Origin of the sequence: Halonatronomonas betaini, from assembly GCF_015666175.1 — a bacterium.
GTDB lineage: Bacteria > Bacillota > Halanaerobiia > Halanaerobiales > Halarsenatibacteraceae > Halonatronomonas > Halonatronomonas betaini.
In genome coordinates this window covers 183,052-195,464 of record NZ_JADPIE010000005.1, presented here as the reverse complement: position 1 = coordinate 195,464, position 12,413 = coordinate 183,052, and the positions used below count along the sequence as shown (strand labels likewise).

Genomic DNA, 12,413 nt, shown 5'->3' with positions numbered 1-12,413 from the left:
ATTGAATTCAGTAGTTATCATACCTGCAAGATATAGTTCGAAGAGATTTCCTGGGAAAATCATCGCTGACCTGAATGGAAAGCCTGTTATTGATCATGTCTATCAACGTTCAATTCAGGCAGAGCTTGTTGATAGAGTAATAATTGCAACTGACGACCGGAGAATTTATAAAAAGGTCGAAGGCTTTGGTGGCCAGGCAGTTATGACCTCCTCTGAACACCGGAGCGGAACTGATCGGCTGGCAGAGGTAGCCAGTGAGTTAACTGCAGATTTCATTGTCAATGTTCAGGGCGATGAACCATTAATCAGGCCAGAGATGATAGATCAGGCCATTAAAATTCTAAAAGATAGCAAAGATGCCGAAATGGCAACTCTGGCAAGCCCTATCTCAGAAATTGAGGCCAGAAAACCTGATAGAGTTAAAGTTGTCCTGGATAAAAATAACCTGGCCCTGTATTTTTCCAGATCTAAAATCCCCTATTATAGAGAAGAAGATATCCTGGACCAGAATTTTCTCCAGCATATAGGTCTCTATGTCTATAGAAAAGATTTTTTACTGAAATATACCGAGTTAGAGCCAACTCCACTGGAAAAAGCAGAATCTCTGGAGCAGTTAAGGGCTCTAGAAAATGGTTATAAAATTAAAGTCGGGATAACAGAGCATCATGGACCTGGAATCGACCGCCCTGAAGATTTAAAGGAAGTCAGCAAAATTTTAAAAGATAATGGAGGCTTAAATTAAGATGGCAACTAAAATAAGAGTAAATGATAATGTAGTCTTTAGCCAGAAGGAGCCATTTGTCCTAATAGCCGGTCCCTGTGTTATCGAATCCAGGGAGATGGCTTTAGAAACAGCTTCAACTCTAAAGAATATCACAGATAAACTAGGAATCCCCTTTGTCTTTAAATCCTCCTATGATAAAGCCAATCGTTCATCCCATGAATCCTTTAGAGGCCCTGGCCTGGATGAAGGGCTGGACATACTGGCAGAAGTTAAAGATACCCTGGACATTCCGGTTCTTTCAGATGTCCATTCACCAGAGGAGGCAGAGATTGCCGGCAGAGTCCTGGATATAATTCAAATACCGGCATTCCTGTGTCGCCAGACAGACCTGGTACTGGCTGTTGGAGAAACAAAAAAGATAGCCAATGTCAAAAAGGGGCAGTTTCTGGCCCCCTGGGATATCGATCAGGTTGTAGAAAAACTTGAAAGTACTGGCAACCATAAAATCCTTTTAACTGAAAGAGGGGCAAGTTTTGGCTATAATAATCTGGTCTCAGATTTCCGCTCCCTGGTAAGGATGGCTGAAACCGGCTATCCAGTTGTCTTTGATGTAACCCATAGCGTACAGCTCCCAGGAGCTGCCGGTGATAGCTCAGGTGGCGAAAAGGAATATGCACCGGCCCTGGCCAGAGCAGCAACAGCTGTTGGTATTTCAAGCTTATTTATTGAAACCCACCCCAATCCAGCTGAAGCATTAAGTGACAGTGCGACTATGATTCCAGTTGATAAGATGGAGAATTTATTAAAAGAGATTAAGGCATTTGACGATCTTAAAAAAGGTATATAGAAAGGTGTATCTCGAATAATGGCTAGAAAAAATATTGATCCAAATAAAATCAAACAGGCCCTAAATCAGGCCAGGCAGGTCTTAATAAATGAAGCAACTGCTGTTAAAAATCTGGCAGAAGAGATCGATGGTAACTTTTCAGAATTTCTTTCAGGGATCTATTTATCTGAAGGCCGGATTATCCTGACAGGCGTTGGCAAGTCAGGTCTGATTGCCCGCAAAATAGCTGCTACCTTCTCCAGCACAGGAACACCGGCCTATTTCGTTCATGCCGGGGAAGCCCTCCATGGAGACCTGGGAATGGTAACCGGTGAAGATATAATCATAACTATCTCCAATAGCGGCGAGACTGAGGAGATAATCAAACTGATTCCATCGATAAAAAGAATCGGCGCCAGATTATATCTGATCACATCGAATCTGGATTCCACCCTGGCCAATCAGGCCGATTCAGTTATTTCAACAGGGGTCACCGGCGAGGCCTGCCATTTAGATTTAGCTCCAACAACATCGACAACAGCCTCACTGGCTCTAGGCGATGCCCTGGCAGTTTCCCTGGCCGGCCTTAATGGCCTGACAGAAGAGGACTTTGCCCTCTATCACCCAGCAGGTAGCCTGGGTAGAAAATTATTGACTACCGTTGCTGATGTCCTAAAAATCAGGGATCAGAATCCTAAAATCAAAGCCGAGGCATCAGTCCAGCAGGCCCTATTTACGATGACTGAAAGTAGAATGGGTTCAACTGCCGTTATAAATCAGGCAGGCCGTTTAATTGGCATAGTCACCGATGGTGATATCAGAAGAGCGGTAAAATCTCAAAATAAAGATCTTCTTAATGCCAGAGTCTCTGAGATTATGACAGCCGATCCAGAAACTATTGGCGAAGAAAAACTGGCTGCTGAAGCCCTAAAATTAATGGAACAGAAAGAAATTAATCATCTGCCTATAATTGATGATAATGGCTCTCCCCTGGGTATGGTTAACTTCCAGGATTTATTAAGGGCTAAGGTCTGGTAATATGGATAAAATCAAAGCCCTATTAATCACCCTTATATTTAACATTTTATATAAATTCTTTAAGTTTGTTCCTGAAATAATTGCTGAAAAGACTGGCAGAGGCATCGGTAAAGTCCTGTATTTTTTCAAGGTGAGGAAAAAAGTAGCCAGAAGCAATCTGGAACTGGCTCTTGGAAACAGATATTCATCAGAGGAAATAGAAAAGATTTTAAAGGATACATATCTTCATTTTGGCCAGGTTTTAATTGAATTCCTCCTGATAGAGAAATTAAAGCAAAAAGAATGGCAGAATAGAATTAGCCTTGAAAATCCTGAAAGATTCAAGGAACTACTGGAATCAGAACAGGGAGTAATTTTTTATACAGCCCATTTTGGCAATTGGGAATGGCTTGGAGCTGAAATAGCCAGCCATACCAGTGATTTTCTTTCCATTGAAAAGAGACAGCGATTAGGTGATCTAGGCGATAAAATAAATAAGATCCGTAAAAATGTTGGCGTTGAAACAACAACAGCTACCAGCAAAGGTTTAATAAAGATTTACAAAAATCTTAAGTCAGGCAACTCTACAATAATATTAGGGGATCAACATGCCAGTGGAATAGTACATATTATGGACTTCTTTGGTGAACCAGCCAGTGTCCACCGTGGAGCAGTCAGGCTGGCCACTAAAACCGATGCAATAGTCTTGCCTATTTTTATCCATCGGGAAGCCTTTGCAAAATATAAAGTTCAACTAGGTGAAGCTGTCAGTGTCCCCAGGGGCATTAAAAAAGCCGATGAACCTGAATACCTAAAGCCTTTATTAAGGGCAACTGAAGAGGCGATCAGACAATCTCCTGAACAATGGTTATGGTTCCATAAACGCTGGAAAGTTGATAGAGGTGAGGGCTAAATGAAATCACTCTTATACCTTCTTTATAATTTAATTATGTTTTTGGCCACTATTTTCATTCTTATCCCCTATCTAATTTATTTAGCTGTTCAGGGCAGATTTTTAGAGATTAGAGAAAGACTTGGCCTCTTAAAAGACCGTCAGTTTAAAAAGAGTCAGGGCAAGCAGATCATCTGGATCCAGGCAGCCTCAGTTGGCGAAGTTAAAGTAGCAGATCAGCTGATCAAGGAGCTTAAATCTGAATCTGATCAGTCCTATTTTTTTATTTTAACAGTTATGACGCCAGCTGGCAGATCACTGGCCATAAAAGACTTATCCGGGATCGATATTATCTCATATCTTCCCTTTGATTTTTACCCCCTGATCAAGCTTTTTATCAAAAGGCTCCAGCCTGACCTTTTATTATTAATAGAGACTGAGTTATGGCCTGGCCTGATTAACCAGGCTGCCAGCAATGGGGTTAAGATCAGTTTAGTTAATGGCAGATTAAGCGATAAAAGTTTTCCCAGGTATAATAAGTTGCAATTCTTCTTCAGGCCGTTTTTAAGATTAATAGATAGATTTTATATGCAGAGTTCAACTGATTCCAGACGGATAATTGAGCTAGGTGCCAGGCCTGAAGATGTTGAGAATATGGTCAACTTAAAATATGGAGGGGCACTGGATTTACAGCCTGGTTCAGCTGATAAATTCAACTCTCTGGATAAAAAAAAATTTGTAGCCGGGAGCAGTCATCCTCCTGAAGAAAAAAGATTAATTTCAATCTATCAAAACCTTGATGCCACTAAGAGGCCATTACTTATCCTGGCCCCCAGGCATATTGAAAGAAGGCCAGAAATAGAAGATCTCTTAAATAAAAATTCCTTAAACTATCAGCTCTGGTCAAAACTCAAAGAGAAAGTAGAGCTATCAGCTGAGACTGAAGTTATTGTAGTTGACACAATCGGTGACTTAACAGAAATATATTCCTATGCAGACCTGGCCTTTATTGGAGGCACCATTGCCGATGTCGGTGGCCATAATTTTTTGGAACCATTAAGCTTTCAGGTGCCTGTTCTGATAGGACCGAATCAATCAAATATCAGGAGTCTGCTTAAAGATTTTGCAGACGGCCAGGGTATCCATTTTTTCAATAATACAGATCAACTGGCTGATAAAATTTCCAGCCTGCTTGCAGATGAAGATTTAATTAAAGAATCCGGTCGATCAGGTTATCTTAAGTTAGAGGAGAAAGCCAGGGAGATAGATAAGCTCACAGATTCAATTTTACGACTTATGCCCCTGGGACCAGGAAAAAAGAAAACCCTGTTTATCAGATTAAGTGCAATTGGAGATATAGTCCATACCCTTCCGGCATTTTCACTCTTAAAGGAAAATCGACCGGAATATAAACTCCACTGGCTGGTTGAGGAGCTGACAGCCCCCCTGCTTCAGCATCAAAAGGATATTGACCAGGTTAAGATTTTGCCAAAGAGCAAATGGCGGGGCAGGAATAAACTGCCATTAACTTCCAGGTTAATAACATTTAATGACTGGACAAAACGGCTGCAGCAGGAGAAATATGATCTTAGTTTTGATCTCCATGGCCTCTTTAAGAGCGCCCTGCCAGCCTATCTGGCCCATCCAGGCCGGACCTATGGCCCGGCCAGGGGAAAAGAGGCAAGCAGTTTATTCTATCAAAAAAAATTTAAAGGTAAAGACGAGAAAGTCCATCAGATAGAAAAATATTTAGCAGAGGTTGCCAGCAGTCTTGGCATTAAATTAGATAAAGACTATCAGATAGATTATGGTCTCAGCTTACCTCCTGAATGGGATATAAATATTCCTGAAAACCTTTTAAATCAGGCTTTTATCATAATTCATCCCAGGTCAAGCTGGGCCAGTAAAGACTGGACTTTAGAAAGATATTTTAATTTAGTAGAGGACTTTTTGAATAAAGGTATAAATATAGTTATAAGTGGAGGACCGGCCGAGGCCGGTGAGCTGGCTGCAAAATTTGAACCTTTAATTAATAAAAACCAGGGAGAGCACCATAATGGCCAGCTTTTTAACCTGGCTGGAAAGTTAAGCCTTATAGAACAGTTTGGCCTCTCTAAGGCCGCAAATCTCTTTATCGGTGGCGATACCGGGCCGCTCCATTTAGCAGCAGCCTCAGGTACAACCTGTCTGGCCCTGATGGGGCCAACAGACCCTGTTACCCATGGGCCATATGGTCAGGACAATCTGGTAATCCATAAGAAAGAGCTAGAATGTATCAATTGCTGGGAGAGAAAATGTCCACTTAAGACCAATCGCTGTATGGATGAGATTACAACCCAGGAAGTTAAAGAGGCAGCAATCAAACTATTTTCAATGACTCTTCAATATAAAGATAGGGAGGAATTATAATCAAAGCATTAAAGAGAGAATTTCAAGCAACAGATAGAATCCTGATTATAAACCTTCTTTATCTTGGAGACCTGGTCTTTTCTCTGCCCCTTTTAAATGCCATCAAAGATTCCAGACCAGATTTAGAGTTGACTTTAATAGCCAATTCAAATTTTATAGATCTGCCCAGGCAGCTAAATTTTATTGATAGAACTTTAAGTTACAATAAAAGCTGGCCCTTAAATAAATCCTTCCGATTTGCCAGCAAACTTAAAAAAATGAAAATCCCATTGAGTCTAAACATTCATGGCAACTGGAGAACTGCACTCCTCCAGCGGCTAATAGCTACAGACTTTAGAGCCGGCTATAATCGTTCCGGTCAGCGTTTTTTCTATCATTATCATAAAGACTGGGATCCTGGCAGAGAGCATATGGTAGAATATTTTTTAGGCTGGTTGCCAGAGTTAGGAATTGAGTCGCCAGAAGAAATTAAATTACCAGAATTTAAACCGGCAGAGCTTTCTCCAGAAAAAAACTCTGAACTTGGTTTGGCCGGTCAGCCCTATTTAATTTTAAATCCAGGAGGCAGCTGGCCAACCAAAAGGTGGCCAGTAGATAAATTTGCCTCCCTTGCAGATGAATTCATAAAAGAGACAGATTTAGACCTGGTTTTAACCGGTGGACCTGGAGATATTGAAAGGAATAATCAGATTCTAAAGCAGATTTCTGCCGGCCAGGAAAAACGTTTGCATAATACAGCTGGCAGGACTTCAATTGCTGATTTAATGGCAGTTATAGCAGGAGCAGAATTCATGGTTAGCGGCGATACCGGACCGGTACATATAGCTGGACTGGTCAGGACACCGGCCCTGACAATTTTTGGTCCATCTGATGAAACTCTCTACCGCCCTTACAGGCCTAAAAACAATTATCCGATTATTGTCAATCAGGGCTTGCATTGCCGGCCCTGTGGCCAGCATGAATGTCCTTTAGATCACCATAAATGTTTAAAAGATATCAGTTCTGAACAAGTTTTTAGTAAAATCAAGGAGGGATTCGATGAAAGATTATTTTGAAGTAGATAAATGGAAGATTATTGAGCAGGGATTCGATCCAGAAGAAAATAGAGTTGCCGAAAGTGTAATGAGCCTCGGCAATGGCCATATGGGCTTAAGGGGTAACTTTGCTGAAAAGTATTCAGGAGATTCACTCCAGGGCACCTATGTTGCCGGAGTATATTACCCAGATAAGACAGTTGTTGGCTGGTGGAAGATCGGTTACCCTGAATATTTTGCCAAGGTACTTAATGCCGTTGATTTTATTGGCTTAGATGTAAAGATTAATGGTGTTGAGCTTGACCTGGCATCAGATAACTGGCAGCTTGAAAATTTTCAGAGAACCCTGGATATGAAACTGGGACTGCTCCAGAGAAAGTTTACTGTAAAAGACCAGGACGACCGCCAGACTGAGATTATCAGTCGCAGGTTTTTAAGTATGGACCAAAGGGAGGTCGGAGTAATAACCTATCAGGTTAAACCTTTAAATCATACTGCCCGGCTTGAGCTATCACCCCATTTAGATGGCACTATCACCAATGAAGATGCCAATTATGGCGAAGTCTTCTGGGATGAAGTCGATAAAGAGGCCTTTAAAGACCAGGCCTGTTTAACAATGAAGACCAAAAAGACTGAGTATATTGTCTCATCTGCAGTTAATTATCAATATAGCAGGGAGCCAATCAATAGAAGCTATAATATAACAGAAAAAAATATTCAACATCATGCAGAATTCTCAGTAGAACCTGGAGAAGAACTTAAGTTAACCAGGTATCTAGGCTTAACAACAAATAGAGATTATCAAGATCACCAGGTAGCTCAAAGGGCTCAAAATATATCAGCCAATGCCATGAATACCGGCGAAGAGCAACTATTTATCGATCACAAAAAAGCCTGGGAAGCTATCTGGGAGGAAAGTGATATCGTAATTAAAGGTGATGTTAAAGCCCAGCAGGGTATCAGGTTTAATATCTTTCAACTCTATCAGACCTATACCGGCCATGATCCCCGTCTTAATATAGGACCAAAAGGCTTTACCGGCGAAAAATATGGGGGAGCAACTTACTGGGATACAGAGGCTTATTGCCTGCCTTTTTACCTGAATACCAGTGATAATGAAATCGCCAGAAACCTATTATATTACCGCTATCGCCATCTGGAAAAGGCCAAAGAAAATGCAGTCAAACTCGGCTCTAAAGGCGCTCTCTATCCGATGGTTACAATGAATGGCGAGGAATCCCATAACGAATGGGAGATAACCTTTGAAGAGATCCACCGGAATGGCGCCATAGTTCATGCAATTAAAAATTATCTCGATTATACCGGGGATTACCAGTACCTATATGATTATGGCATAGAAGTGGCAATTGAAGTTAGCCGATACTGGGCCGATAGAGTCCATTATAACCCCAGGAAAGAAGTTTATATGCTAATTGGCGTTACCGGGCCAAATGAATATGAAAATAATGTCCATAATAACTGGCATACCAACAGAATGGCCAGTTGGACCATGGAGTTTACCCTTGATTCTTTAAATAAGATCAAGGAAGAGGCTCCAGCCAGATACCAGGAACTGTTAACTGAACTTGAACTTACAGAAGAGGAGCTGGAGAACTGGCAGGATATCATAGATAATATCTATTATCCGGTAGATGAAGAACGAGGAATCTTCCTGCAGCAGGATGGTTATCTTGATAAAGTTTTAAAACCGGCTTCAGAGATTCCAGAAAAAGACCGGCCTCTTCATCAGAATTGGTCCTGGGATAGAATCCTCCGTTCCTGTTATATCAAACAGGCCGATGTATTACAGGGCTTATATTTCCTCCAGGAAGAATATGATCTAGAGACAATTAAAAATAATTTCGATTTCTATGAACCTAAGACTGTCCATGAATCATCATTATCACCATGCATTCATGCTATTCTGGCCTCAGAATTAGGCTATGAAGAGAAGGCCTATAATTTATATTTAAGGACAGCCAGGCTGGATTTAGATAACTATAATAATGATACAGAAGATGGGCTCCATATCACCAGCATGGCAGGGACCTGGATGTCAATAGTCCATGGATTTGCCGGCATGAAAATGAGAGATGGCAAATTACAATTCGCACCATTTATTCCAGAAAACTGGCAGGGGTTTTCATTCCAGCTCAATATTAATCAGAGCATTATTTCAGTAAAGGTTGGTGCAGATAAAGTTACAATTGAGCTTAAATCTGGCCCGGAACTTACCATCAGTCTGTATCAGGAAGATTTTAAGCTAACAAGCAGCCAGCCAGCTGAGGTGCCCCTTGCTAAATAAACAGACAAGACTTCTGCTCCAGGGTTTCCCCCTTGGGCTGGCCAATACCCTGCCAGGTATTAGTGGTGGAACTGTTGCTATTATTCTCTATATTTATGAGCCTCTTTTAAGAGCAATTAAAAAAATAGATCTAAAATTTTTAATCCCCTTTGGCCTGGGGGCAGCAGGAGGGGCCTTCTTTGGGGCAGTTGTCATGGGCCGGTTATTTAATTTATACACTGCTACAGTCTATTCATTTATTGCCGGGATGATCCTGGCTTCCACAAGGGTCACCATTAAGGAGGCCGGTAATTTTCGGCGGAGCAGCAAGGTTCTTCTTGATATAGCAGCTGTTCTCTTTGGCTTTGCACTGGCCTATTATTTTTCTGCCAATCAAACAGCTGCAGCAGTTACTGGATCAACTGATTATTTTCAAATTTTCATTGGTGGCCTTTTAGGAAGTATGACAATGATTCTTCCAGGAATCAGCGGTGGAACAGTCCTTGTAATACTAGGTGTTTATAGGCCTGTATTGACTGCTATTTCTACCTTTGATATACTTGCCCTAGGAGCGTTTGGCTTAGGACTGGTTATTGGTCTTATTTTATTTGCCTGGCTGATAAGCTGGCTATTAAAAAATTTAAGAAGGCCGGTTATGATGATTTTAAGTGGTTTGATTTTAGGTTCAGTCCAGTCAGTTATTCCAGCCCGTTTTGGTCAGCATGAATTATTATTCTTTTTGCTCGGTTTTGTCCTGGTTCTGCTCTTTACAATGGTAACTTCCAGAAAGAAAGGAATTTGATAAGATGGCTGATATATCAATAAATTCAACTAAATTCTGGACAAGAACAGCTATCCTGCTAGCAGCTGCCCTGGCCTTTCAGATGGGCGGCTTCCCCCAGCCAGTAACAGGGCCGGCAGTCAATGCAGTCCTGATAATAGCTGTTGGCCTCATCGGTCCACTGGCTGCTGTAATCATTGGAGCCTTCACCCCGATTATAGCTTTTATCCGGGGAATTTTGCCACCACCACTTGGACCAATGATTCCAGCAATCGTCTTTGGAAATGCCCTTTATGCAATTATCTTCTTTTTTATTAGCTGGAGCAGAAAACGAACTAAACCTGCCACAGCCAAAATAAAAGTTTTTTCTATCTCAACAATTTTAGCAGTTATAGTCGGGGCACTTGCTAAATTCTTTATCCTGGCCTGGGCTGTTAACTTTATGGTTCAGGTTCCAGAACCGATAGCCCAGATGATGACTCTGCCTCAGCTCTATACTGCACTGGTAGGAGGTGGTATAGCACTCCTGGTCTTAAAGGCTCTGCCTGATAGTCTGAAAGTAGATTCGAAAATATTTTAGGAAATGTGAGAAATGTCATAGCCAGTCGGGTTCATTTGTCATAAAATATGAGTAGATCAATCAGAATACAGGAGGTTATAAAAAATGGATTATGAAATGTTTTGTTACCAGTGTGAAGAGACAGCTAAAAATGAAGGCTGTACTATTAAAGGAGTTTGTGGAAAGACAGCAGAAACAGCCAATCTTCAGGATTTGCTGGTCTATGTACTGAAAGGGATCTCGTTCTATGGCGAGAAATTAAGAGAACTGGGCTCCGATACCAGCGAAGAGATTGATGTATTTATTACTAAAGGTTTATTTGCAACTGTTACCAATACTAACTTTGACTCAGATGACTTTGTCGAATTAATCGATGAAGCCCAGGAGATCAGAGAAGAGGTCGCAGACAAATTCAATAGATTATATAAAGAGCAGAATGGCTCAGAATATCAGGGATCACTGCCACCACAGGCGACCTGGAAAGGCAGCAGAGATGAATATGACGATAAAGCTTTTGAAGTCGGCATCCTGACAACAGAAAACGAAGATGTCCGTTCATTAAGAGAGCTATTAACCTATGGTATTAAAGGTATTGCAGCCTATAATGACCATGCTTATGTTTTAGATAAAAAAGATAAAGAAATCTTTAATTTTATGCAGAAAGGTCTGGCAGCAACTCTAGATGATAGTCTTTCTGCCGATGAACTGACCGGTCTTGTTCTTGAATGTGGAGAGTATGGTGTTAAAACTATGGCCTTATTAGATGAAGCCAATACCTCAGCCTATGGCCATCCAGAGCCAACTGAAGTCAATATTGGTGTTGGCGATCGTCCAGGTATCTTAGTCAGTGGCCACGATCTTAAAGATTTTGAAGAACTATTAGAACAGACTAAAGATACTGGCATCGATATCTATACCCATGGTGAGATGCTACCTGCTAACTCCTATCCAGAATTCAAAAAGTATGACCATCTAAAAGGAAATTATGGTGGCTCCTGGTGGAAACAGAAAGAAGAATTTGAGAAGTTTAATGGACCAATTTTAATGACAACTAACTGTCTGGTACCACCTAAAGATTCATATAAAGATAAAGTCTTTACAACCGGTGTTGTCGGCTTTGATGGCATGACCCATATCGCCGACCGTCCAGAAGGCGGTAGCAAAGACTTTAGTCCAGTAATTGAGGCTGCTAAGAATGCTGCAGCTCCAGAAGAGTTAGAAACAGGAATTGTTCATGGAGGCTTTGCTCATAATACAGTCCTCTCAATTGCCGATAAAGTTATCGAAGCTATCCAGAATGGAGATATCAGTCGCTTTGTTGTCATGGGTGGTTGTGATGGCCGCTTAAAGAACCGTGATTATTTCACAGATGTTGCTAAAGAACTGCCAGAAAATGCAGTTATCCTGACAGCAGGTTGTGCCAAGTACCGTTACAATAAACTTGACCTCGGAGATATTGGCGGAATTCCAAGAGTTCTTGATGCCGGTCAGTGTAATGACTCCTATTCATTAGTTGTTATTGCCCAGAAATTGGCAGAAGCTGTTGGAGTTGATGATATTAACGATTTACCGATTTCCTATGATATCGCCTGGTATGAGCAGAAGGCAGTAATAGTCTTACTTGCCCTACTCTCACTTGGTGTCAAGGGGATCAGGCTTGGCCCCCGTCTTCCAGCCTTTGTTTCAGAAAACGTCCTAAATGTCTTAGTCGATAAGTTTGATATCAAACCTACAGGCGATGCTCAAGAAGATGTTGAAGCCATAATGGCAGGCAACTAAAATTTAATCAGTTAATTAATAAACCTCCTGCAGTTGATTTTAGCAGGAGGTTTTCTATTTAGAGATTAAACTGACAGTTACCTGACAGTTACCACCTTCGTTAATCTT

At 41.2% G+C, this 12,413-nt stretch carries 10 protein-coding genes; all 10 read left to right on the top strand.

The features are described 5' to 3' along the window. Window position 1 precedes the first annotated feature (1 nt). A complete protein-coding gene (kdsB, locus tag I0Q91_RS10250) occupies window positions 2-742 on the top strand; it encodes a 3-deoxy-manno-octulosonate cytidylyltransferase (protein ID WP_270454427.1) in 741 nt (246 codons plus the stop codon). A 1-nt stretch (window position 743) separates the two neighbouring features. Further along, complete coding sequence (kdsA, locus tag I0Q91_RS10245) at window positions 744-1,571, top strand: 3-deoxy-8-phosphooctulonate synthase (RefSeq protein ID WP_270454426.1); 828 nt, start codon at window positions 744-746, stop codon at window positions 1,569-1,571. Window positions 1,572-1,589: 18 nt separating this feature from the next. Next, the gene (locus tag I0Q91_RS10240; RefSeq protein ID WP_270454425.1) at window positions 1,590-2,588 is read left to right on the top strand and encodes a KpsF/GutQ family sugar-phosphate isomerase; all 999 of its coding nucleotides are present in this window, start codon (window positions 1,590-1,592) and stop codon (window positions 2,586-2,588) included. Window position 2,589: 1 nt separating this feature from the next. Next, window positions 2,590-3,480, top strand: coding sequence for a lysophospholipid acyltransferase family protein (locus I0Q91_RS10235; protein WP_270454424.1), 891 nt, complete (start codon window positions 2,590-2,592; stop codon window positions 3,478-3,480). After that, on the top strand, window positions 3,481-5,868 hold the full coding sequence (locus I0Q91_RS10230; protein WP_270454423.1) for a glycosyltransferase N-terminal domain-containing protein: 2,388 nt from the start codon (window positions 3,481-3,483) through the stop codon (window positions 5,866-5,868). Between the two features lie 128 nt (window positions 5,869-5,996). Beyond that, a complete protein-coding gene (locus tag I0Q91_RS10225) occupies window positions 5,997-6,923 on the top strand; it encodes a glycosyltransferase family 9 protein (RefSeq protein ID WP_270454422.1) in 927 nt (308 codons plus the stop codon). Further along, window positions 6,907-9,207 carry a family 65 glycosyl hydrolase domain-containing protein gene (locus I0Q91_RS10220; RefSeq protein ID WP_270454421.1) on the top strand — a complete coding sequence of 767 codons (2,301 nt, stop codon included), beginning with the start codon at window positions 6,907-6,909 and terminating at the stop codon, window positions 9,205-9,207. Before I0Q91_RS10225 ends, I0Q91_RS10220 begins: the two co-directional genes overlap by 17 nt. Then, window positions 9,197-9,988, top strand: a complete 792-nt coding sequence (locus tag I0Q91_RS10215; protein ID WP_270454420.1) for a DUF368 domain-containing protein — start codon at window positions 9,197-9,199, stop codon at window positions 9,986-9,988. The genes I0Q91_RS10220 and I0Q91_RS10215 overlap by 11 nt, the downstream gene beginning before the upstream one ends. A gap of 4 nt (window positions 9,989-9,992) precedes the next feature. Further along, entirely contained in the window at window positions 9,993-10,547 is a 555-nt protein-coding gene (locus I0Q91_RS10210) for an ECF transporter S component (protein ID WP_270454419.1), read from the top strand. A gap of 96 nt (window positions 10,548-10,643) precedes the next feature. Beyond that, complete coding sequence (hcp, locus tag I0Q91_RS10205; protein ID WP_345790978.1) at window positions 10,644-12,305, top strand: hydroxylamine reductase; 1,662 nt, start codon at window positions 10,644-10,646, stop codon at window positions 12,303-12,305. Window positions 12,306-12,413: the final 108 nt, after the last annotated feature.